The organism is Vibrio sp. 1S139 (genome assembly GCF_041439475.1).
GTDB lineage: Bacteria > Pseudomonadota > Gammaproteobacteria > Enterobacterales > Vibrionaceae > Vibrio > Vibrio crassostreae_C.
This window is the reverse complement of record NZ_JBGOOD010000067.1, coordinates 1-25,028: the sequence shown is the minus strand read 5'-3', so window position 1 is coordinate 25,028 and position 25,028 is coordinate 1. Positions and strand designations below refer to the sequence as shown.

At 43.1% G+C, this 25,028-nt stretch carries 16 protein-coding genes and 1 riboswitch; of the genes, 10 read left to right on the top strand and 6 right to left on the bottom strand.

Annotated features, from left to right (window positions below):
- Positions 1-828: 828 nt before the first annotated feature.
- The gene (locus tag ACED46_RS18240; protein ID WP_371722099.1) at positions 829-2,109 is read right to left on the bottom strand and encodes a cation:proton antiporter; all 1,281 of its coding nucleotides are present in this window, start codon (positions 2,107-2,109) and stop codon (positions 829-831) included.
- A gap of 169 nt (positions 2,110-2,278) precedes the next feature.
- Here ACED46_RS18240 and metH point away from each other — a divergent pair, with 169 nt between their 5' ends.
- Positions 2,279-5,956, top strand: a complete 3,678-nt coding sequence (metH, locus tag ACED46_RS18235) for a methionine synthase (protein ID WP_371722098.1) — start codon at positions 2,279-2,281, stop codon at positions 5,954-5,956.
- A gap of 114 nt (positions 5,957-6,070) precedes the next feature.
- On the opposite strand, the gene lysC is transcribed toward metH, so the two are convergent.
- Entirely contained in the window at positions 6,071-7,438 is a 1,368-nt protein-coding gene (gene lysC, locus ACED46_RS18230; RefSeq protein WP_371722097.1) for a lysine-sensitive aspartokinase 3, read from the bottom strand.
- A gap of 108 nt (positions 7,439-7,546) precedes the next feature.
- A riboswitch (Lysine riboswitch) is annotated at positions 7,547-7,724 on the bottom strand.
- A gap of 176 nt (positions 7,725-7,900) precedes the next feature.
- On the opposite strand from lysC, the gene ACED46_RS18225 reads away from it, so the two are divergent.
- A complete protein-coding gene (locus ACED46_RS18225) occupies positions 7,901-9,040 on the top strand; it encodes an alanine--glyoxylate aminotransferase family protein (RefSeq protein ID WP_371722096.1) in 1,140 nt (379 codons plus the stop codon).
- Between the two features lie 112 nt (positions 9,041-9,152).
- Here ACED46_RS18225 and ACED46_RS18220 read toward each other — a convergent pair whose 3' ends face one another.
- The 4 genes from ACED46_RS18220 to ACED46_RS18205 all read right to left on the bottom strand — a co-directional run bounded on the left by ACED46_RS18220 (position 9,153) and on the right by ACED46_RS18205 (position 15,671).
- Entirely contained in the window at positions 9,153-10,916 is a 1,764-nt protein-coding gene (locus tag ACED46_RS18220) for a PglL family O-oligosaccharyltransferase (RefSeq protein WP_371722095.1), read from the bottom strand.
- A gap of 96 nt (positions 10,917-11,012) precedes the next feature.
- Positions 11,013-13,844, bottom strand: a complete 2,832-nt coding sequence (uvrA, locus tag ACED46_RS18215; protein WP_371722094.1) for an excinuclease ABC subunit UvrA — start codon at positions 13,842-13,844, stop codon at positions 11,013-11,015.
- A gap of 149 nt (positions 13,845-13,993) precedes the next feature.
- Positions 13,994-14,866 carry a UTP--glucose-1-phosphate uridylyltransferase GalU gene (gene galU / locus ACED46_RS18210; RefSeq protein ID WP_048618119.1) on the bottom strand — a complete coding sequence of 291 codons (873 nt, stop codon included), beginning with the start codon at positions 14,864-14,866 and terminating at the stop codon, positions 13,994-13,996.
- 157 nt (positions 14,867-15,023) lie between these two features.
- The gene (locus ACED46_RS18205; RefSeq protein ID WP_371722093.1) at positions 15,024-15,671 is read right to left on the bottom strand and encodes a LuxR C-terminal-related transcriptional regulator; all 648 of its coding nucleotides are present in this window, start codon (positions 15,669-15,671) and stop codon (positions 15,024-15,026) included.
- A gap of 278 nt (positions 15,672-15,949) precedes the next feature.
- Here ACED46_RS18205 and ACED46_RS18200 point away from each other — a divergent pair, with 278 nt between their 5' ends.
- The 8 genes from ACED46_RS18200 to ACED46_RS18165 all read left to right on the top strand — a co-directional run bounded on the left by ACED46_RS18200 (position 15,950) and on the right by ACED46_RS18165 (position 24,999).
- On the top strand, positions 15,950-16,507 hold the full coding sequence (locus tag ACED46_RS18200) for a single-stranded DNA-binding protein (protein ID WP_017061342.1): 558 nt from the start codon (positions 15,950-15,952) through the stop codon (positions 16,505-16,507).
- Positions 16,508-16,682: 175 nt separating this feature from the next.
- Entirely contained in the window at positions 16,683-18,005 is a 1,323-nt protein-coding gene (locus ACED46_RS18195) for a tyrosine-type recombinase/integrase (protein WP_371722092.1), read from the top strand.
- A 5-nt stretch (positions 18,006-18,010) separates the two neighbouring features.
- Complete coding sequence (locus ACED46_RS18190; RefSeq protein ID WP_371722091.1) at positions 18,011-19,564, top strand: site-specific integrase; 1,554 nt, start codon at positions 18,011-18,013, stop codon at positions 19,562-19,564.
- A complete protein-coding gene (locus ACED46_RS18185) occupies positions 19,554-21,926 on the top strand; it encodes an integrase (RefSeq protein WP_371722090.1) in 2,373 nt (790 codons plus the stop codon). Before ACED46_RS18190 ends, ACED46_RS18185 begins: the two co-directional genes overlap by 11 nt.
- Positions 21,927-21,931: 5 nt before the next feature.
- Entirely contained in the window at positions 21,932-22,351 is a 420-nt protein-coding gene (locus ACED46_RS18180) for a hypothetical protein (RefSeq protein ID WP_371722089.1), read from the top strand.
- A gap of 470 nt (positions 22,352-22,821) precedes the next feature.
- Positions 22,822-23,454, top strand: a complete 633-nt coding sequence (locus tag ACED46_RS18175; protein WP_371722088.1) for a hypothetical protein — start codon at positions 22,822-22,824, stop codon at positions 23,452-23,454.
- Between the two features lie 35 nt (positions 23,455-23,489).
- Positions 23,490-23,882 (top strand): hypothetical protein, encoded by a 393-nt coding sequence (locus ACED46_RS18170; RefSeq protein WP_371722087.1) that lies wholly within the window; start codon positions 23,490-23,492, stop codon positions 23,880-23,882.
- A 484-nt stretch (positions 23,883-24,366) separates the two neighbouring features.
- On the top strand, positions 24,367-24,999 hold the full coding sequence (locus ACED46_RS18165; RefSeq protein WP_371722086.1) for an AAA family ATPase: 633 nt from the start codon (positions 24,367-24,369) through the stop codon (positions 24,997-24,999).
- Positions 25,000-25,028: the final 29 nt, after the last annotated feature.

The following is a 25,028-nucleotide window of genomic DNA, read 5'->3' as shown; positions in this document are numbered from 1 at the left end:
AAAATGTGTACAAGAGATTGGATTGACCTGATCAGTTAATTTTCCGGATTGGTATAATATACGCCATTAGCAAAGCCGCGGATTCTCCTACTTACCAAAACAGCGCGTGTTGGGAGTCTAAACCTCCAACCTTTCCATATACGAAGACTCAGCAGAAATACTGGGGCTTTTTTGTATCTGCTGCTTCTACGAAGTAATGTTGGGATAACTAGGCGCTCCTAGCTCACCTGCGTGCTCGAATCTCCGGAGTGCCTACTCATTCCAGCCTTGCCATATTTAAGACTCTAGTCTGCACGTCTCGGCAGAAATGCTAGCGCTTTTTATTCCTGTCATTTTTACAAGTATCACTTGAAGTACCATGTGTTCCTTTAGCTATCTCTATCGAACACTGATTTAGTGCAGCCTTGCTGTATTTAATGACTTAGTTCAAAGCTAAAGCTTTCTGTTCACCACTCATCTAGCTCCGTAGTCCTGTTAATAACTAACGCTATTCTAGCGAGACGTTGAGTCCCGTTATTTTTGTTTCCAGGTGAAAGGTGAAGTCTTTCGATTGAAGCTTATATAACTTGAGAGTGGGTTATTGGGTAGACTAGCGAGTGCGCACAAGAACGAGTTCTCTGTATGACTTAAGCTCCTTAAAGAGTTCTGTCCACCCACATTAAGGCTTTCGATTACTCAAATATTAGCGGTATCAAATATCGATATGAGCTCTATGTTCCACGCATATCTTTCAGCGATAGCTCCAGTATGGGAATTGGTGAGTTTGACTTTCATTGGGTATAAAAAAGGCCACCTAAAGTAGGCGGCCTTGGTTGATCTATTTAGATATTAATCTAGCTCTTTCTCTGCTTGTTTTGCTTTCTCTATCATAGGAGTGATTGTTGAGCCTTGAACTAGAATAGAGAACACAACAACGGCGTATGTCATGACAAGGATTATCTCTTTAACATCGATTGCTTTGTCTTCAATTACCCAGATACCTGAAGGGATTGAAAGTGCCATGGCTAGTGCTAAGCCACCGCGTAAACCACCCCAAGTTAGAATCTTAATCGACCACGGGTTGTAAGTTCTAAAGCGTTTAAATCCGATGTAAGACAAGAAAACACTCAAGTAACGTGCACTCAATACTAGAGGGACTGCGAAAGCCATTAAGATCCAATCTTCTTGGTGGAATTTGAATAACAGCATCGACATACCAATTAGTAGGAATAATACGCCGTTTAAGAATTCATCTATCAATTCCCAGAAATGATCTAAGTGATCTTCACTCTCTTTTGAGAATCCGATAAAGCGAGTCCAGTTACCAATCATGATACCTGAGACCACCATCGCTAATGGTCCTGATACATGTAGAACTTCAGCAAACGCATAACCAGCAGTTGGAATGCCGATGGTTAATAGCAACTCCATCGAGTGGTCGTCGGTGTTGCTGATTAGGTAATGGAATACAAGACCTAAAACAAAACCGTAGACGATGCCGCCAATTGCCTCTTGAACGAATAGCATGGTCACACTACCGACGGTTGGCGCTTCTGTGCCGAATGCGATAGTAAATAGGGTTACGAAGATAACTAAGCCAAAACCATCGTTGAATAGAGATTCTCCCTCGATTTGAGTAGAGATTCTTCTGGGAGCGTCGAGTTTCTTTACTATTGCTAGCACGGCGATGGGATCGGTTGGAGAGATTAGCGAGCCAAAGAGTAGGCAGTAAATCAGATCAAATTGAATACCGATGAACTGGCAAAACCCGTACAGCACAAAACCGATAAAGAATGTTGAAAACAGCGTAGCACCTAACGCGAGTACTGTTATTTCCCATTTCTGGTCTTTTAGGTTTGGTAATTTGATTCCCAAACCGCCTGCAAATAGTAAGAATCCTAATATCCCTTTTAGAAGGAAATCTTCAAAATTGATACTGGCAACGGTCTCTGAGGCAATGTCTGCCAATTGGAACCAATTATTTTGTCCCGCAATGATAATCAATAGAGATAACATCATTGAGCCAGCTGTGATGGCGATGGTTGTCTGCATTTTACCAATTTTTGTATTCACGAAAGCAATAAGCATGGCTGCAGCGGACAAGAAGTATAAGGTGTAATAGACCGACATTGGGATTCCAACATGTAACAAAGTATGAATATGAATTTTCGTTGTCTCATGCTCAAATAGCAAACATTTTTTTGTCATGACTCAGTAATCAATTTCCTTTTTTAGACGTCTAGACTCCTTTTTAATGTGTGATAGGATGGAGGGATAATTAAAGGAATGAGGTTGTACCGTGGGAAGTAATGTAAGGCAAAAGATTGACGCTCTGTTGAAGCAACGAATTTTACTGATTGATGGTGGCATGGGCACCATGATTCAGGATTATAAATTGGAAGAGCAAGACTATCGTGGTGAACGCTTTGCTGATTGGCACAGTGACTTGAAGGGCAACAATGACCTTTTAGTTCTTACACAGCCTAAGCTTATCAAAGATATCCATATGGAGTATTTGGAAGCTGGGGCTGACATCCTCGAAACCAATACCTTTAACGCTACAACCATCGCTATGGCCGACTATGATATGGAAAGCCTTAGTGAAGAGATTAACTTTGCTGCTGCCAAGCTTGCTCGTGAAGCAGCTGATGAATGGACTGCAAAGACCCCAGATAAACCTCGCTTCGTCGCGGGTGTATTAGGTCCAACCAACCGAACTTGTTCTATCTCGCCTGATGTAAACGATCCAGGTTACCGTAATGTTAGCTTTGACGAACTGGTTGAAGCCTATTCTGAATCGACTCGCGCGCTCATTAAGGGCGGTTCAGATTTAATTCTTATTGAAACTATCTTTGATACGTTAAACGCGAAAGCGTGTGCCTTTGCCGTTGAATCTGTTTTTGAAGAGGTGGGTATTGCTCTTCCAGTGATGATTTCCGGTACCATCACTGACGCATCAGGTCGTACCCTTTCAGGACAGACGACAGAAGCATTCTACAACGCCCTTCGTCATGTAAAACCAATCTCATTTGGATTGAACTGTGCATTGGGCCCTGATGAACTGCGTGAGTATGTCGGTGAGATGTCTCGTATCTCAGAGTGCAATGTTTCTGCTCACCCTAATGCGGGTTTGCCTAATGCATTTGGCGAGTATGACCTTTCTCCTGAGGATATGGCTGAACATGTTAAAGAGTGGGCTGAAAGTGGTTTCTTGAACCTAATTGGTGGGTGTTGTGGTACTACTCCAGAGCATATCCGTGAAATGGCTGAGGCCGTTGAAGGTGTAACGCCGCGTCAATTGCCAGACTTACCAGTTTCTTGTCGTCTTTCGGGACTAGAGCCACTGACGATAGCTAAAGAATCTTTGTTCGTGAATGTAGGTGAGCGGACCAATGTCACTGGTTCTGCGCGTTTCAAGCGTTTGATCAAAGAAGAGCTTTACGACGAAGCATTGAGTGTTGCTCGCGAGCAAGTCGAAAATGGCGCTCAGATTATCGATATCAACATGGATGAAGGGATGCTAGACGCCGAGGCGTGTATGGTTAAATTCCTGAATCTATGTGCTTCAGAACCTGAAATCTCGAAAGTACCTGTTATGGTCGATTCTTCTAAGTGGGAAGTTATCGAAGCTGGCCTAAAGTGTATTCAAGGCAAAGGCATCGTTAACTCAATCTCTCTAAAAGAAGGCAAAGAGAAGTTTGTTGAGCAAGCCAAATTAGTTCGTCGTTATGGTGCTGCTGTCATCGTGATGGCGTTTGATGAAGTCGGGCAGGCTGATACTCGAGAGCGTAAAGTCGAAATCTGTACCAATGCCTACAACATTCTTGTTGATGAAGTCGGTTTCCCACCAGAAGATATTATTTTTGACCCGAATATTTTCGCAGTGGCTACTGGTATCGATGAGCATAATAACTATGCGGTTGATTTCATTGAAGCAGTAGGAGACATCAAACGCGATCTCCCGCATGCGATGATCTCTGGCGGTGTGTCGAATGTTTCATTCTCATTCCGTGGTAATAACTACGTCCGTGAGGCTATTCACGCGGTATTCCTATATCACTGTTTTAAAAACGGTATGGATATGGGCATTGTAAACGCTGGTCAGTTGGAAATTTACGATAATGTTCCAGAAGATCTGCGTGATGCTGTTGAAGATGTCGTACTAAACCGTCGTGATGATTCGACTGAAAGATTGCTGGATATGGCGACCGAATACCTAGAGCGTGCTGTTGGTAAGGTTGAAGATAAATCTGCATTAGAGTGGCGAACTTGGCCTGTAGAGAAGCGTTTGGAGCACTCTTTGGTAAAAGGTATCACCGACTTTATTGTTGAAGATACCGAAGAAGCTCGTGTTAATGCCTCTCGTCCTATTGAAGTGATTGAAGGTCCTCTAATGGACGGAATGAACGTTGTTGGTGACCTGTTTGGTGAAGGTAAGATGTTCTTACCACAGGTTGTAAAGTCTGCGCGTGTGATGAAACAGGCGGTTGCCCATTTAGAACCATTCATTAATGCATCCAAAGAAGTGGGCGCAACTAACGGTAAGATTTTGTTAGCGACCGTTAAAGGTGACGTTCACGATATCGGTAAAAATATCGTTGGTGTGGTTTTACAGTGTAATAACTACGAAATTATCGACTTAGGTGTGATGGTTTCTTGCGAGAAGATTCTCAAGGTAGCGAAAGAAGAGAATGTCGACATTATTGGCCTGTCTGGGCTGATTACACCGTCTCTTGATGAAATGGTACATGTTGCTAAAGAAATGGAGAGACAGGGTTTCAAGCTGCCTCTTCTGATTGGCGGTGCAACCACATCTAAAGCTCACACAGCAGTTAAGATTGAGCAGAATTATTCAGAACCTGTTGTATACGTAAATAATGCCTCGCGTGCAGTGGGTGTTTGTACCTCACTACTTTCTGATGAATTGAAACCCGCTTTCGTTGAGAAGCTGGATATCGATTACGATCGCGTTCGAGATCAGCACAATCGTAAGAAGCCTCGTACCAAGCCTGTCACGCTTGAAAGAGCTCGTGCCAATAAAGTTGCTATCGATTGGGATGCGTATACGCCACCGGCACCCGCTAAGCCGGGAGTTCACATCTTCAATGATTTTGATGTGGCAACTTTGCGTCAGTACATCGATTGGACTCCATTCTTTATGACATGGTCATTGGTTGGTAAATACCCTGCAATCCTTGATCATGAAGAAGTGGGTGAAGAGGCAAAACGTTTATTCAAAGATGCTAATGATTTACTGGATCGCGTAGAGAAAGAGAAGCTGCTTGAAGCGCGTGGTATGTGTGCCATGTTCCCAGCGAACAGTGTTGGTGATGATATTGAGGTGTATACCGATGAATCTCGTACCGAAGTTCTAAAAGTTCTACACAATCTTCGTCAACAAACAGAGAAACCAAAAGGCTTTAACTACTGTTTGTCTGATTACATTGCGCCAAAAGAAAGCGGTAAAGCGGATTGGATTGGTGGCTTTGCGGTTACGGGTGGTATTGGTGAGCGAGAGCTGGCTGATGAATACAAAGCGAAAGGCGATGACTACAACGCGATTATGATTCAGGCGGTTGCTGACCGATTGGCTGAGGCGTTCGCGGAATATCTGCATAAAGAAGTGAGAAAGGATATTTGGGGTTACTCGCCAGATGAGAATTTGTCTAACGACGATTTGATTCGAGAGAAATACCAAGGTATTCGTCCAGCTCCAGGTTACCCTGCTTGCCCAGAGCATACAGAGAAAGGTACGTTGTGGGAGCTGATGGACGTTGAAAAGGCAATCGATATGTCATTAACGACAAGCTACGCGATGTGGCCTGGTGCCTCAGTGTCTGGTATGTATTTCTCACACCCTGATGCTAGATACTTTGCTATTGCACAGATTCAACAGGATCAAGTGGATAGCTATGCTGACCGCAAAGGTTGGGACATGTTAGAAGCCGAGAAGTGGTTAGGTCCAAACATTAACTAGTTTGAATCTACGACGAGCTTTGATTCGTATAGTAAAAAAGAGAAAGGGTTGCTTAATAGCAACCCTTTTTGTATCTGAGATTTAGTTATTTATCTGTTGGTGATAAACGCATTTTTACTCAAACAATTCTTGGTGCAGTTTTTGAATCGCCAACTTAGAAACAGATTCATCTAGCAAGAAACACAGGTTGTGTGGGCTTGCTCCGTAACAAATCATGCGCAGGTTGAAATCTTCAAGGGTGCTGAATACTTGCTTAGCGTAGCCTTTGCTTTCACTCATATTATTACCAATCAATGCCACTAAACACAGGTCATGTTCCACATCGACTGAACAAAGCTCTTCTAGCTCAAGACGTGCTGCTTCTGGTAATTCAGGAGCACCACCAGATGTATCAGTTTGATCTAGGGTGAGTGAAACACTGATCTCAGAGGTAGTAATCAGATCGACAGAGATCTTATGTTTAGCAAGGATCTCGAACACTTTCGCAAGAAAGCCGTAAGCATGGAACATATTAGCGCTACGCAGCGTAACCATGGTTTGGTTGCAGCGAAGGGCGAGGGCTCTGAATAGTGGAGAGCTTTCCACCTGTTGGCGAATCCAAGTTCCACCCAACTCTGGTGCTTTAGAAGAGCCGACAAATACCGGGATTTGGTGGCGTAATGCAGGTACTAGAGTCGATGGATGCAAGATCTTCGCACCAAAGTTTGCCATTTCCGATGCTTCACTGAAGCTGATCTCTGGGATAGGAGAAGCTTTAGGTGCAATACGAGGGTCAGTGGTGTAAATACCCGGAACATCCGTCCAGATTTCTAGACCAATCGCCTTTACAGATTCGGCAATCAATGCTGCTGAGTAATCACTGCCACCGCGGCCTAAAGTCGTGGTGTTGCCTTCGCTATCAGCACCGATAAAACCTTGTGTAACGACAACTTGTTGTTGGCAAAGTGGAATAAGTTTCTGTTGCGCTAGAGCGGCAATATCTTCTAGTTGAGGTTCGGCTTTACCAAAATCATCATTAGTGCGCATCACATCTCTGATATCAAAGCGAACAGCAGGAGTGCCTCGTTCACGGATGATCTGAGCCAAGATGTGTGTCGACATCAACTCGCCACATGCGACAAGGTGATCGGTCAGTTTAGTGCTTGTTTGGAATGATGCAGCCTCGGCAGCGCTCGCAATGTCATCAAGAATGCTGTGAACTTCTTTTTCGATGCTGATTGGATCTGCGAGTTGGTCAAGAATTGCGTTATGAATCTCCGCTAATTGCGCCATTAATTCCTGACGACGTGCTTTATCTTGAACACCATTTGCCAGTTCAACCAGCAAGTTAGTGACACCAGAGCATGCACTACTCACAATCAGTTTCGTGTTTGAGTTGTTTTCAATAATGGCAGCACAACGGCTCATTGCTTCAAAGTTGGCAACACTTGTTCCACCAAACTTAGCGACATTAAAAGAACCAGCTACATTAGATGCACTCACGATATATCTCCCACGACTTCCTAAAATAAAATTACGGTTGGGTAATCCAACGTCCGATGTTTTTCGAAGAGAGTTTTAGAGCAAAAAGAGAGGAATTATTAGAATAGTAACCTCAGAAGCTCTTCACCATATAGAAATGGCGACAGTTGAAGGGATTCAGCCCGCTCAACCGATAATAAAGGTCCTGCATCCTTTTATTATCTCGGCACTGCTCCCCATAAATGTTTTGTATTGGAAATGCGGTTCCACAAAACATCTGCCTGGGCAGTGCTCCTCTTCTGCTAGATAGCCGTTTCATTGAACGTTTTTGTGGTAACAATGTCAATCCGTAACTTGAGATAATTGAAAAATAATTTTAACAATTATGTGACAGTGGTTTGACCTCAATACTTATGGCTAATTGCTGAGGTAATCAATTTGCTTTAGGGTGGATTGTTCACAACATTAACGTAAGGGATGTACATGTCTAATTTACCACTCACTACTGCTATCGATAGCTTTTATCCACTACACCGAACGTTAATGGGACCTGGTCCTTCAGATATCTCACCTCAAGTGTTACAGGCTTTGAGCCGTCCAACCATAGGTCACTTAGATCCGCTGTTTATTGCGATGATGGACGAGCTTAAACAGCTTCTTAAATACGCTTTTCAGACTGAAAACGAATTTACGATTGCCGTTTCTGCACCGGGCAGTGCGGGTATGGAGACCTGTTTTGTTAACTTGATTGAGCCTGGTGAAAAGGTGATTGTTTGTCGTAACGGTGTCTTCGGTGAGCGTATGCGAGAAAACGTGGTGCGTTGTGGTGGCGAAGCCATCCTTGTTGATGACGAATGGGGCAAGCCCGTTTCAGTTGAAAAGGTAGAACAAGCATTGGCAGAAAACCCCGATGCCGTTGCTGTTGCATTTGTGCATGCAGAGACATCAACCGGAGCGTTATCTGATGCTCAAGCTATCTCTGCTGTAGCTCGTCAGTTTGATGCGTTAACGATTGTTGATGCAGTGACATCATTAGGTGGTGTGCCATTGCTGGTTGATGAGTGGCAGCTTGATGCGGTTTATTCTGGCAGCCAAAAGTGTCTGTCTTGTGTGCCAGGGCTATCTCCAGTGACTTTCTCTCAGCGTGCGGTTGATAAAATGAAAGCCCGTAAAGCACCAGTGCAAAGCTGGTTTTTGGATCAAAGTTTAGTATTAGGTTACTGGAGTGGAGAAGGTAAGCGTAGCTACCACCATACCGCACCCGTGAACAGCCTTTATGCTCTGCATGAGTCGCTGGTTTTGTTGAAAAATGAAGGCTTAGATAATGCGTGGTCTCGTCATCATGCGATGCACCAAGAGCTTAAAGAAGGCGTAGAAGCTCTAGGGTTAAAGTTTGTGGTTGATGAAGAGAGCCGCCTGCCGCAGCTTAATGCACTTTATTTCCCAGAAGGAATTGATGAGGCTAAGATCAGAACGCAGCTTTTAGAAGAATATAATCTTGAAATCGGTGCTGGGCTTGGCTCTTTGGCTGGTAAGGCATGGCGTATCGGCCTAATGGGTTACGGTGCTCGTAAAGAGAATGTCGCGTTGTGCCTAAAAGCGCTAAAAGATGTTTTGAAGTAGCTGCATGAACTGAAATTAAAAAGAAAAGCGCACGAGAGATCGTGCGCTTTTTTGTATCTACCCCAAGCTCCTACTGCCTACTAAGTGAAGCTTGCGTTGCGAATTCTTAACATTATTCTGCAGACGAAACGTTATCTTCTGCTTGTGACACTTTCTTATACTGAACCTTTGAAAAGTCTCTGTTAGGGAATAAAAAGTTCGCTTCGCTACGAATTTGCTCTGCTTTACTTTCTTCTCCTAGGCCTTGATACGCCAGAATCAGATTGCTGTAGAAAGCCGGTCTTGGTTTGCTCTTAATGATCTCCAGTGACCAATCGATGTAAGGCTGTATAAGGCTCGGGTCGGCTTTGTAGAGGCCGATATTAAGGTAAGTGCTGTATATATCCCAATCGTAGCGATCTTTCCACACCACTGGGTTCGTTACCTGCTTAAGAATGTCCGGATTTTTCGGCTTAGACAGTTCAAACTTAGTCAGTACATAGTTGGTGTGCAGGGCGCTCAACATATAAAAACTGACCAAAATAGGGAGCACTAAGCTCAACACTCTAAATAGGGTCTTGCTGATGATACTGAACGACTGTTGATAATGTCGGGAAGAGCGCTGATCTACCCAGTAAATCAATATAATGAATGTTATCCAGTGAATCGCCGAGTGGTAAAAAGGATACTCAAGTTGAGAGTGCAAAAGGATTGGGATAAATAACGCGAGCAGGGCTAGACGTGTTCCCTTTGCTGAACTTGTTATGCGTGACATCACCAATATTGCAGCAATCAAGATTCCGATGATTGGTACAATCCCCCCTTCAACTCCCCAAAACAGGAACTCATTGTGCGGGTGATCCATTGAAGGAAGACCTGGATGATAGTTCGAGTTGAGTTGATGTTGGCGAGCTGTATATAGCGTGTATTCAGACTCAAATTTCCCGTAACCATAACCTGTAAATGGCTTTTCGATCATCATATCTAAAGCTTGCGGGAACGTATAAGCGCGCGGGCTTTCTAGGTTTGCTCTCTTGCTAGCGATACTATCTGTCGCACTTAGGCTGATCACCGTAAAAGCGACGACGACACCGACGAGCACTGATGCGCACCATCCGTAGAAGCGTTTCTTGGTCGAGAACTTGTATAGATAGGGCAGAATGCAGATAAACCCAATGACAGCGGCCAACCATCCGGTACGTGATGCGATGATGATCAGCAAGGGCACGGTTAAGGTTGGAGTTAAATACAGTAGGAATGATTCGCTGATCTTATGGTTATATTTAGCCGGCTGCCTTGCTAAAAGGTAAGCGGACAGCACAAAACCAGTAGCAAGAAAGCTTGCCATTACATTCGGTTGTTGAAATATCCCATATGGTCGGTTTGCAGCAGTGTTGTAGCCAAATAGGTTGCCAGGTTCTAATAAGAAATATTGCACATAGCCAAATAGTGCTTGTATAACAACAGCAAGTACAATGAACCACAACATACGTTGCTTGTGTTTATTGCTGAACTTAAATTGCTGCAGCACCACAAATAAGGCAAAGCCCGCCCACAATCCAAGCAAGCGTCCTGACGCTCCTTGAGGTGCAGCATTGCTGTATAAAATGGGTAGCGTGAGTATGATGCAGCTAATCAACAAGCCAATTGTTAATTTGGAATACTTGAGTACTCGATTGGTCGCGAGTTGGTAAAAGCCAATCGCTAGCGTGAAGCTTAGCGCTAGCCAAGTGGTAGGGTTAAAGGATAGAGCAAGGCCCGAACCACCAGGATTCGGCATAAAAAAATGCATAGCTAACAAGAATACAACAGCTAAAGAAGCCAGAAATGCTTTGTTGAGTGGTAGCTGAGTGACCTGATTTTCTAGCTGAGTACCGCTAGTGTGTATTGTTGCCATAAATCCCTAACCTTATAAAAACAGAGCTTGTTCCTTCTGAAACAAGCTCTGTTACTTTAACATTTTTCTGTCTGCCCGCAGGGCGCTATTTTACACCTACTTCAAATTTAACATAGGCTTAAGGAAGCGAGCAGTGTGTGAACCTTCGACTAACGCCACATCTTCAGGTGTACCCTCTGCAACAATCTCACCACCACCTTGCCCACCTTCTGGGCCAAGATCTAGGATCCAGTCTGCTGTTTTAACGACATCTAGGTTGTGTTCAATCACGACAACTGTATTACCGTGATCACGCAGTCTATGTAATACCGTCAGTAGCTGCTGGATATCGTGGAAATGAAGGCCTGTTGTTGGCTCATCGAGAATGTATAAGGTTTTTCCCGTGTCTCGTTTAGACAGTTCACGCGCTAATTTAACACGCTGAGCTTCACCACCAGATAAGGTTGTAGCTGCTTGCCCTAAGCGAATGTAAGAGAGGCCAACGTCCATTAAAGTTTGCAGTTTACGAGCGATAACAGGTACCGGGTTGAAGTATTCACGAGCATCTTCCACAGTCATCTCTAGAACTTCGTCAATGGTTTTACCTTTGTAGCGGACCTCTAGAGTCTCACGGTTATAGCGCTTACCTTTACACACATCACAAGGCACATACACATCGGGTAAGAAGTGCATCTCTACCTTGATTACGCCGTCTCCCTGACAAGCCTCACAACGACCACCACGAACGTTAAAGCTGAATCGACCTGGCTTGTAACCACGAGAACGTGATTCCTGAGTACCCGCGAATAGTTCACGAATAGGGGTGAAAATCCCTGTGTAGGTCGCAGGGTTTGATCTTGGTGTACGACCGATAGGGCTTTGATCTATGTCGATTACCTTATCAAAATGTTCTAACCCTTTAATCTTTTTGTGCTTTGCTGGAACTGCAGTCGTGGCACCGTTTAATTGAGTGTGGGCGACTTTAAAGAAGGTATCGTTGATAAGCGTTGATTTACCCGAACCTGATACGCCCGTAATACAACTGAACAAGCCAACAGGAATTGTCGCGGTCACATTCTTTAGGTTGTTCCCCGTTGCGCCAACGATCTCGACGACCTTTTTCTTGTCGATAGGCGTTCTCTTTTCAGGCACTGCAATTTCTTTATCACCGCTCAGGTATTGGCCTGTCAAAGAGTTCGGGTTTTCGATGATGTCTTGCATGGTACCTTCTGCCACCACGTGACCACCGTGCACCCCTGCTCCTGGACCGATATCGATAACATGGTCAGCACAACGAATTGCATCTTCGTCATGTTCCACAACAAGTACCGTATTACCTAAGTCTCTCAGGTGAATTAAGGTTTGCAATAGACGTTCATTATCGCGCTGGTGGAGACCAATTGATGGCTCATCAAGTACATACATAACGCCAACTAAACCGGCACCGATTTGGCTCGCCAAACGAATACGTTGCGCCTCACCACCAGACAGCGTTTCAGCACTGCGTGATAGGTTAAGGTAGTTCAAACCAACGTTGACTAAGAAATGCAGACGATCATTGATCTCTTTCATCACTTTATCTGCGATCTGCCCACGTTGACCGTCTAGCTTCAATTCTTGGAAAAATTGTAGTGCGTCAGCAATGCTAAGTTCAACGATTTCCGGAAGTGTTGTATCACCAATGAAAACATTACGAGCTTCTAATCTCAGGCGAGTGCCATCACAGCTAGAGCACGATTTGGTTGAGATGTATTTAGCAAGATCTTCACGCACTGCGCTCGATTCAGTATCACGGTAACGGCGCTCCAAGGTATTTAAAATGCCCTCAAATGGATGACGCTTAACCCGAATATCACCTCGGTCATTGATGTACTTGAATTCCACTTCAGTACGACCTGATCCTTTTAGAATGATCTCTTGAGTCTTTTTCGGTAGAGAATTAAATGGCGCATACAGATCAAAACCATAATGTTCTGACAGCGACGTTAGCATTTGGAAATAGTAGTAGTTCTTTTGATCCCAACCTTTTATCGCACCTTCAGCAATGCTTAGGTTCTCATCTAAAATCACTCGGCTTGGATCAAAATACTGTTGAACACCAAGACCATCACACGTACCACATGCTCCTGCCGGGTTATTAAATGAGAACAGGCGAGGCTCAAGCTCTTGCATGCTGTAACCACATTTAGGACAAGCGAAGTTAGCAGAGAATACGATCTCTTCTTGATCCGTTTCGTCCATCCAGCCGACGACAGCGATACCGCCAGAGAGCTCTAATGTGGTCTCGAATGACTCGGCTAAACGCTGTTGAAGATCAGGACGAACCTTGAATCTGTCTACCACAACTTCAATGGTGTGCTTCTTATGAAGTTCAAGTGCTGGTGGATCGGATAGATCACAGGTTTCACCATCAATTCGGGCTCGGATAAAGCCTTGCGCAGCTAAGTTTTCCAGTGTTTTAACATGCTCACCTTTGCGCTCTTTGACAATCGGTGCCATCAACATCATCTTTGAGCCTTCAGGCAGTTCTAAGACCTTATCGACCATTTGACTGATGGTTTGTGCTGCTAGAGGGATGTTGTGGTCTGGACAGCGAGGTTCGCCTACTCGCGCATACAATAATCTGAGGTAATCATAGACTTCGGTAATGGTACCGACGGTTGAGCGAGGGTTATGTGAAGTCGATTTTTGTTCTATTGAGATAGCTGGAGACAGACCTTCAATATGGTCGACATCAGGCTTTTCCATAAGAGATAGAAATTGACGAGCGTAAGCAGACAGAGATTCAACATAACGACGCTGACCTTCTGCGTAGAGTGTGTCAAACGCAAGTGACGACTTTCCTGAACCCGATAATCCGGTGATGACAGTCAGTTTGTCACGTGGAATGGTTAGGTTGACGTCTTTGAGGTTATGCGTACGAGCGCCTCTAATTTCTATTTTATCCATCTCAATAGACCATGTAATTTTAAGTGGCTAAAGTATTACATAGAGTGAGATTTGTGCAAAGTTTTACTGGATAAAAAAACAGTAAACAAAAAGGGCGACTCAAAGAGTCGCCCTTTCTAAAATCAGTAACGTTAGTGATTAACCAGTCGTTATGCTTCTTTCTTGGTCGAGTGTTTACCTAGCTCGATTTGCTGCTGGTCTTTCTTGTATAGGTTTTCGAAGCAGTAGTTTGTTGCTTCGATATAGCCTTCAACACTACCACAGTCAAAACGTTGGCCTTTAAATTTGTAAGCCAATACACAGCCTGCTTTTGCCTGTTTTAGCAATGCATCAGTGATCTGGATTTCGCCGCCTTTACCTGGTTCTGTCTGCTCGATTAATTCAAAGATATCTGGAGTCAGAATATAACGACCAATGATCGCTAGGTTGCTTGGTGCTGTACCTTGCTCTGGCTTCTCTACCATGTCATCAACTCGGAAAAGGTCATCTTTGATCATTTCGCCAGAGATAACACCGTACTTGTGAGTCTCTTCTTCTGGAACTTCTTGTACAGCAACAATAGAACAGCGGAACTGTTTGTATAGCGCAACCATCTGAGCTAGCACGCCTTGTTGCTCGTTCACACAAAGGTCATCAGCAAGTACTACTGCGAACGGTTCATCGCCTACAAGTTCGCGACCCGTTAAAATAGCATGGCCAAGGCCTTTCATCTCACGTTGACGAATGTAGGTGAAGTTTGCCGCTTCAATCGTTTCACGGATATTAACCAATAGGTCTTCTTTATTGGTGCCGCTAATCTGGTGCTCAAGCTCGTAGTTTTTATCAAAGTGATCCATGAGCGAGTGCTTACCACGTCCAGTAACGATGCACATTCCATCCATACCAGCTTCGATAGCTTCCTCTACACCGTATTCAATCAGAGGTTTGTTTACTACAGGCATCATTTCTTTAGGCATTGACTTGGTTGCAGGTAAAAAACGTGTACCGTAGCCAGCTGCCGGGAAAAGGCACTTTTTGATCATGATAAGACCCTTTATCTATAATAATTATTGATTCAACCTGAGTGGTTGATATTTCTGAGGGCAACTCTAGCATAAGTTATGTCGAAAATTCAGCAACAATAGCCATGGTTTACTAGAGCTTCCCTCAAAATTATCGTCAGACTAAGAGGTGGGTCGATTATGCAAGCAGGTTCTGGTTTGCCCATGCTATCGCTTGAACTCTATTTTTTACCGCAAGCTTACGGAATATTTGATAGAGGTGAGATTTAACCGTGAACTCACTAATAAACAAGTCATCGGCGATTTGTGTGTTTGAAGACCCGGATTGAAGACAGCGAATCACCTGGATCTCACGAATGGTTAAATCAACATTGGTTGGTGTGGTGTTGGTATTGACCATATTGCGATAATAAAACAACAGTTGATTGGTTACCTTCCTTGGCAGCCAGTTATCGCCATCAATGACTTCTTGAAGACCACGAGCAATCTTGTCCTTTTGTTCAGTGTTGTAAAAGAGTCCTTTTAGTACCCCATAGGTAAGAAGCTCTGAGGTTGGAAGTTGCTGGGGGACATTGAATAAAATGATTTCGTGATTTTTCCACATAACAGTCAGGTTAGGACAAATAATCAGTAGTTGTGGTACCTCTCTGTAATCGACGAGCAAGATCCGGTTACTCCGCTTTCTATCAACTAGTATTAATTCGTCGGGTGTCATTTTGTAGAGAACAATAGATAAATGCTTTTCTATCTCTTTTACATGTAGATAGGTATCGTTTGGGTCGATGCACAGAAAGTGTAAAGTGCGAGCGTATCTTGATTTTCTCATTGAAACGTCCTGTTTGAGTGGGATTAGATTCCACGTTGTCATGCAGGCTTTAGCTTCTCTAGCGCCTTGATAGTGACTTGCGTTGAATATCAATTATCAAAGTAAATGAGTGGTTTGTAAGTGGAGAAAAAAGCAACATCGCTCTGAATATCATGATTTGTTACGTTTTTATTCTTTGTAGTGAGGAGAGAATAGGAATGCGATTTATCACTGCAGAAAAGCATGCTATTCTTGTGCGCTAAAATTTTCTGAGACTATGAATTTAGACGGAGCAAATCATGGCTAGCCGTGGAGTTAACAAAGTTATATTAGTGGGTAACCTAGGTAATGACCCTGAAATTCGTTACATGCCAAATGGCGGCGCAGTAGCGAACATTACCATTGCAACGTCAGAGTCATGGCGTGATAAAGCAACTGGCGAGCAGCGTGAAAAAACAGAATGGCACCGTGTTGCTCTGTTTGGCAAGCTTGCGGAAGTTGCTGGTGAGTACCTACGTAAAGGTTCTCAAGTTTACATTGAAGGTCAACTTCAAACACGTAAATGGCAAGATCAAAGCGGTCAAGATCGCTACACAACTGAAGTGGTTGTTCAAGGCTTCAATGGTGTAATGCAAATGCTTGGCGGCCGTGCTCAAGGTGGTGCTCCTGCTCAAGGTGGCATGGGTAACAACCAACAGCAAGGTGGTTGGGGTCAGCCACAGCAGCCACAACAACAGCAACAACAATACAGTGCTCCCGCTCAACAGCAGCCAAAAGCACCTCAACAAGCTCCTCAGCAGGCTCAACCTCAATATAATGAGCCGCCAATGGATTTTGATGATGACATCCCATTTTGAGGTTTACCTGAGACCTGATTTTGTTAATTTTGATTATTTAAATCAATAATAACAAGGGTTTGAAATAAAAAGTTTACAGTGAGTGTTGTAACTTCTGTAAACTTTTTTTATGCTCAAATTGTGGTTCGAAGTTACCTTGAGTTTTTGTTAAGTTTTGATGGTTTTTAGGACAGCTATGAAAGTAAAAGCATTTCAAATGTCGAGTGGGGAAAGCTACTCAATTCTTTTAGGTGAGGATGGTATGCCATTGCCTTACCATAACCTCTTTGTCACCCTGCATTACCGAAATCAATCTAAAGCAAGTAACACCTGTTCTCGTGTTTTTGAACACCTTAGTTTTCTTGAGAAAATTTGTCGGTTTGAAAATATTGACTTGATTGAACGATGTAAAACGGGTGATTTCCTGACAAAGAAAGAGTTTGAGAACATTAAGAAACACTCAAAGTTTACCGTAGCATCATTCCGTGAAATGGTAGCGAGACATAAATCCTCTAATGTCGTGAGCGTCAAGAGAAAGAAACTCGAAACGGCAAGAGCTAATGTCGTTATCAATGCAGAGGGGGACATCTCCTCCCACACGACATATAACCGACTAACTGTGTTTGCGCAATTTATTGGTTGGCTCGAAGAAGAATTGTTTCCCTCTAAAGATTCCACGGCTGAGATCGAACTCAAGAAAATTAGGGGCGACAAGTTTGGCACCAGTGATGAAGCTCTTGATTGGGGAGATTGGCGCTCTCTAGAGCCAATAGAAAAAATTCGAGTCCTTGATGTGGTTCACCCAGACTCCTCAGAGAACCCTTGGAAATCGGAATCTGTTCGATATCGAAATCAACTTATCGTAAATATGTTTTTTGCTATTGGCTGTCGCCGTGGTGAACTGCTTAAAATCAGAGTAAAAACGGACAGCAATCAGTCTGATATCAGAAAGCGTGGCAAAGACGGTCGTTACTTCGTTATGATCCGATCACAAACTGACAACAACGACAAACGCAAGCGCAGACCAGAAGGGAAGACCGTGGGGCGACTAGTCCCAATGGATAAACGTTTGGTCGACATGTATGAAAACTACCTTATCCATCACCGCCCTAATGCAACTGGTTCTGAGCATATCGAGTACCTGTTCGTTACTCACAACCATAAGGTGCAAACTAACGCCGCCTTATCAATGGCTCAGGTAAATAAGATGTTTCGTGAGATTTCTGAGGTGGTTGGCTTTAGGGTTCACCCCCATAGGATACGTCATACTTGGAACGATGAATACAGTAGGTTTGCAGATAAACGTATTGCCGAAGGAAAAACAACGGAAGCCAAGTCGGAAGCCGATAGGCGAAAATTGATGGGCTGGAGTGAAGGTTCCAGTAGCGCAAAACGTTATTCAAAACGACATGATGATAAACGTGCAATGGACATGGCGTTAGACCTTCAAGAAGAAGAGTCAGCCACTATAAATTCAATCGTCCAACAACGTGATGAAGATGTTTGGACAGGGGAATAATAAAAATGAATCACCATCATGTGAATTTTGACTTTGCCAACGAAAGCAAAGTAACAACATGTATGTCATACAATGGCTTTGAGTTTAATTACCTTTCTGACCGATGGACTCTCAATCGTAATGTCACTGTATTGGTGGATTGTTTAGATTCGTTTGTACCGCCGATACGAGATAGCATTCGTGAAGCGTTGGTGTTTTATGCCGAGACAACATCCGCTGATCATACTAGCAATATCGCAAAAACTCTGAACTTTTATCAAAAGCTTACTGGTGAAAATGATCTGACCGAGAAAGGCTTTGCATCATTTAAAAACAAAATACCTAAGAAAGACTGGTACAGAGTGTCTGTATTGAGAGGGATGATCCGCCAGATGCGCTATTTGGGGTTGGATAAACATATTGATGATGCAGTGTTTAAGCTGACTGATCAATGGAGTTTAGGTGGCAATGATAAAGGGGTAGCTGTACTTACTCTTGATCCTGAAACAGGGCCATTCAGTGATTTAGAGTTTCAAGCAATAGGCTTAAATGCAGTCCATCGATATGCTGAAGGAGCGATTAGAGTGGATGAGTATGCTTGTCTCTTGATGTTTAAGGCGTCCGGTCGTCGTCCTGTTCAGATTGCATCTATCAAGTGCAAAGACTTTTCTTATTCGCCTAAATATACAGGATCTCCCACGTATGTGGTGCAGATTCCTAGGGCAAAAGTACGTGGAGGAAAGTTCCGTAGTATCTTAAAGCCTTATGCTTTAGTGAATTCGGTTGCACAGGTTGTCGAGCTGCATATCAAAGAACAAACAGCGAAAGTGGAAGCTGCATTGGGACGGAGAATGACGCCTGAAGAACTGGGGGAGCTGCCTTTGTTTATTGATGTAGACACCATTGAAGAAATCCAATCAGTCTCCCAAGAAGCCTTAATGGATTACCTAAAATCCGAGCTACCTCATATCAAAAGAAGTAATTTGACCAACAGGCTAAACAGTGCGGTCAAAAAGCTGAAAATTATCAGTGAACGCACTGGTGAGCCATTAAAATCAAATGCATATCGCTTTCGCTATACCTTGGGTACTCGGGCTGCAAGAGAGGGGGCAGGCCTGCTTACCCTTGCTAATTTGCTTGATCATTCTGATACGCAATATGTAGACGTATACGTTGCTAACACCCCTGAGCATGCAGTGCATATTTCAACAATCATGAACCAACCTCTGGCTCGGTATGCCTCTGCTTTCGCAGGCAAATTGGTTGAAGACGAGGCTGAAGCCAACACAGAAAATGCAGGTGCGGCACGCATTCCTTGTCGTGAAAAAGACTGTGAGGTCGGTTCTTGCGGCTCAAGCAGCTTTTGCCAAGATTATGCCCCTATTGCTTGCTATTTATGCCCTAAATTCCGTCCATGGGCACATGCTCCCCATCACCTGATCCTCGAATGGTTGGTTGAAGAGCGAGAGCGATTAAAAGTAGATGCTAATGGCGACATGCAAATCGTTTCAATCAATGACAATGCCATTCTAGCGGTATGCCAAGTAATCCAGCTATGTAGGGAGCATAATGATGGCTGATGTATTGATTTTTAAGCCTAAGCACGAGCTTGAGCATACGAAAAACCAAGCCGATTTCATCGAATTAGGACGTCAGATAGCACAATTAAACGATGAGTATGTTTACGATGAAAACTACTGGGTCAAAGTAGGTAACTTCACCATTTTTGGTGCCAATAGCCGGCAAAAAAATCCAGATGAGTTACTGGATGAGTCTTTAATTCCCTTTGCAAAAGCTTACGTAACCTATGGCGGTGGAACCAAAGCGGGCATCAACGTTAAATTCCAAGCCTTACGCGCAATCAATGCTGCTTGGCAGCGGTTACACAAGGGCGAAAATTTTGAAACCACCAAGCTTACGGGGAAGGCCTTCGATGCAGCTCAACGCGCAGCTAAGGAATCGTTAAGTGCAGGAGCTGCTTATCAGGCTGGGCGTGGTTTAAATAATCTTCTCAACTTCTTGATTGAGTACAAATTACTGAAATCATTTAAGTGGAAAAGTGGACTCAAAAAGCCTGCTGAAAATGCAACAGGGGATGATGCTGACAAGAGAAGGCAAGACAAAATGCCTGACGAAAATGCGTTGATGGCTCTTGCCTCCGTCAATGCTCAAAAAACAGAAGACTTAAGTCCTCGGGATATTTTCACGGCATCTACGATGACCTTGTTGCTGGCTGCCCCAAACCGTGGCTCAGAACCACTGTACTTGCATTACGACCCTATTCATAACGATAAGCTGAAAGTTTGGGAAGTGCTAAAAATTGATGGTTTTACTAAGGAGGATGTCAAGGAAATCCTTAAATACCAAAAAGAGAACGATATTGTATTTGAGGCTGACAATGATGCCGTATTTGACAGGTCTGGGAATGAAAACGAAAACTCTCAGGATACTGACGATGAAGAGCTAGACCTTACCGCAACCATCCAAATTAAAGGTATAAAATGGTATTCGGGTAAGGACTTTGGGTACGCACATAAGTGGATTCCTACGTGTATGTACGGTGTTGTAGAAGCTGCTGTAGCGCGTTTGAGAGCAAAATCAGAGCCTGCACGAAAGTTTGCTAAGGTGCTAGAAGAAAGTTCGTGCTTTCCACGGCACGAGTTTTGTCCTGACGTTCCTGAAGACAAACCCCTAACGATGGATGAAGCCGCAATGGCACTTGGGTTGGACTTGTCAGCGTATGGTGACGTTTCTGATACAAAAAATCGCAAACAATGGCAAACATCTAGAAATGGCTTTCTAAAGCGTAAGGGGATCTTACGTGAAGATTATCAAGTTACGCTCCGAGATTTAAATGTAATCCTTCGAAAAGGTCTTCCAAAAGATTTTCCCTACGTACCGTTTAAGAACGGCAATGGACATGTAAAAGTTAAGTGGTCTGAGGCTTTGTATGCTGGGTTTGCTAATTGCTTGGACACTGCAAAATCAACTATTTCTACCGAGTTGTTCATTCCGACCATTAATACGTTGAATGAAGACCTTGCTCCAACGAAAAAAAAGAACAGAACTACAGGAGAGTTATCGACAGGTATGCGTTCGGTTTTTCAGCGTTGGGGGCATGGTGATCTGGTCATAACTTCGCATCAGATTCGTCATATGTTAGACACCATGGCGGCAGTCAATGGTATGGATGGAGAGCAACGGGCTAATTGGGCGATGCGAAGTGATCCTAGGCACAATCGTTATTACGACCACACAACTCCTGAGGAGTATGGTGCAGACTTTATTGAAGACCGAGAGGCAGACCTTGCCTCAAAGGGTTTGATGGGTAGTCCAACAACGGGCAACACCCAAATTCAGTTTCAGATTGCGACCCCCAGAACAATACAAGAATTGAACACCAAGGCTTCTTTAACCGCACATACAAACGAATTTGGCATGTGTGTGATGTCCTATATGGGAGAGGCTTGCACTAAATATCGCGACTGTATTAACTGCGACCAGCAAGTTTGTGAAAAAGGCGATGACGGTAAATGTGAGCGCATTCGTAAGCGTTTGAAAGAGGAGAAAAGACTTCTCAAAATGGACAAAAAAGCGGTTGATGATGGTGTTCAAGGGGCTAGGCAGTTCTATGAGCGCAGGAAACTAACCACAGAGCGCTGTGAGCAACTGCTTGCCATGATGGAAGACCAAAATATCGAGGATGGTTCTCTAATCAAGCTGCTTAACGTAGAGGATGTTACCCAGTTGGATCGTGCGATGGATGCGCATGGTAAAAAGCGTTTGCCTAAGATTGAAAACTTTCAGCGCATCAAAGATAACCAGAAGGTTAGCGTCACGGTTGATGAAATGATTGGTATTGAGAACAATTCAGAATCATTTGATGACGAACTATTTGATGTTTTAGATGAAATGGATGCAATAGATTTTTTTGAGGATTGATTATTATGGCTAAACACTTAACAGACACGGATATTAGCAATGTTTGTGAGCTTCTGGATGATTGGCCTACGGACTCTAAGCTCACATGGGATAGGCTGGTAGAGGCTGTCGCACAAGATTACAAGCTTTCTACCACGAGGCAAACACTGCAAAAGCAGGTACGTATCAAGCGCGCATTTACCGAGGTTAAGGCGCTTGTCTCGGGTAACTCTCCTAAGGCTGTTGCTGCGCGCAAGAGGCCGCTGCCATCCAGTTTGAAGGCAGCGGCTGATCAACTAGAAAAGCGGGAGCGAACCATTGCGCGACTTGAAGCTGAGAACAGCCGACTACTTGAGCAATTCCATACTTGGTTGTACAACGCTACCCAGTACGGAATTACGATTGAGCAACTAAATGAACCATTGGAAACTAAACAAGAAAAGTGAGTGTTGAATGAACAAAGCAGCTACGGAAGTTCAAGGCTCATAAGCTGATGAAAGTTTAGCTGAATTAATGTTATTTAAATAAACACAGTCTGCCACGGGTGCGGCAGCAATGAGCCGTGGTGCAAAATTAAACAGAATAGAAGTTTATAAGCGTGTAAGTGAATTACTCTGAATGCAACCTGTCAGTTTCGTTACCTCAATTTGACTAGATCTGACAGGTTATTTTAAATCGGTTCTGCTCCAATTCGAGTTAGAAAGGGACTCAGTGGGTGAGTTGTTTGACGATTTTTTTCCATAGATTAACTAATACGTATGGCAATGGAATAACCTCATTCTTATAAACGTGCATGTTGAAATTTTGTGGGGGTATCAGACGTAATCTACTAGTTTTAATCTCATTTCATATAGCCCCTAGCCCTAAAGGCAAGAACCTCGTTATAATTCTTTCTCTTATGAATGAGGATGCATGGATGAAGAAGAGAGCTTTAGTAGCAGCAATCATGATTGGTATACCTAGCTTGTCGTACGCTAATGATTGTAGTGATGCCAACATGAAAGCCCAACGATTAAAAAGGGATTCTATAGTTCTATTTACTGAGGTAATGGATAAAGACTTCGAAAATAACACAGCGCTTTTAATCAAACAGTATGAGCAATTAACTCATGGATTAAAAGGAGTGAGAGAGCTGGCTGACATATCAGAAAAAACACTAAAGCATTGTGCAGGGAATGGCTTCACAAATGAAATATACAGTTTAAAAAATAAAGAAAAGGTAATGTTCAGCGTCGCCTTTACACGTGATTTCAAAGCTTTTTATGATAAATACCTTGTCCCTAACAATACATGGACAGAGGCTACAATGGCTTTCGAATCAGATATAATTAGCAAGCGTAATCAAATCAAAATCAACATTCAAAATGCGGCAGAACAAAGCTTGAAGAAAGAAAGTGAAAGGAAGTCTGCTGCCGAAGCTGAAGAAAAAGAACTCGCTGAGTTAAAAAAACACTTGATAAGGTCAAACGCACCAAACCAGAAAATGACACGGAAAACAAGAGTGAGAGACATACTAAGCGATATTCAGCTGAGTCACATACTCCTGTAAAAAGTGGGTTTGACACCTTTGTACTAGAAAGTAAATTGGCAACAAAAGCTCTTGAATGCAGAACCCCTAAGATAACACCTGCATCTGGTAATTGGGGGGCCCTATATGGATGTATACAAGGAAGAGCAGAAACAGTTAAGTGGTTTATTAACGAAAAAGCCAGTACAGGCAAAGTAGCTAATATTAAACTTATGTGGAACGATTGGTCTAAGGATGTCGGGTATGGCATTCACGCTGACAAGCGAGAAGCTCAAAGAGCGCTCGATGCGCTAATAAATATATATGCTCCAACAGAATCTCAACCTCTCAATGACGCATTCTGGGGAAACACAAACAGAACCATAGAATCCAATAGTTTTACTTTTGACTATAGCTACACAAAAGGTCCTGCAATTGACGAACGTCTGATTATTGTTAGGGCTAGATAAGCGGTAGCACATCAATATCCTTATATGTACTAGGCAGAAACTGTTCTGACACGTTTCTGCCCCAATATCGTTTAGCGCAAATGCTCCATTGTTATTATTTAGTGGGATTTTGCCTTATTAAACCTAATCCGCAAGGCTATGTGGTGGGGTGGCGGTTTTAGTTACCAAGCTATGCCTTTCTACGCAATTTTCTGCAACGTCTTCGGTTGTGTTGGACGGGGCTGGTGTATTCCATTAACTCTGTTTAATGGATTTGCCCACGATGTCAAAACCGTATTGAATTTTTATTTAAAACAAGACATTACCAACAGAAAGTCTCTCAGTGTTCTGCTAGTTTCAATCCATTAAATAAAACCTAATTTAGTGAGTAGCCTTTCGGCGTTAAGGAAGTGCTGGAATCATGAAAGGTTTACGAAACACATACTTGACTGAGATAAAGCAGGCCCTAATAACAATCTTGAGGCAATAGCGTTAGCGTTGAAGAATGATGAGAATAAAAAGTATAAAAATTGAAAACTTTCGGTTACTTCAAAACAGTATGTTAGATATGACGGATGGCCTGACGTTGATAGTGGGAAAAAACAATACAGGTAAAACATCTTTTGTAGTTTTACTCGAAAAATTTCTATCCAAGCCAAATCCGTCATTTAGTTTCAGTGATTTGCCTGTCTCTGTAAGAAGTAAGCTCTACGATATATCTGAGGAAACAGATATAGATGAGTTGAGCATAAGGCTATGTATATCTGTAGAGTATGCAGATGAAGACAATCTAAAGAATATTTCCGACTTTATGCTGGATTTAGATCCAGATAAATCAACCATTAACATCATGTTTGAAGCTCGCATAGACCGAGATACTTTACTTAATCGAATACCAACAAAAAAAGATGGTGCTGATGAGGAAAAATATCTTACCGAAAAAAGGAGCTTCATAGAGAGAAATGTCAGTAAGTTTATAAAAACCTCAATATATGCCTACGATGATTCGGGATATGAGGGAGACAGACCCTATTACCTTCAGAACCGAGAGGAGTTAGAAGAAAAAGAGTTTAAAGATGTTTGTAACCTTATCAATTTTCAAGTAATACACGCTCATAGACAGGATCTTAAGAGCTAACTTGTTTATTTAGATAGAAAAAAGGCTTC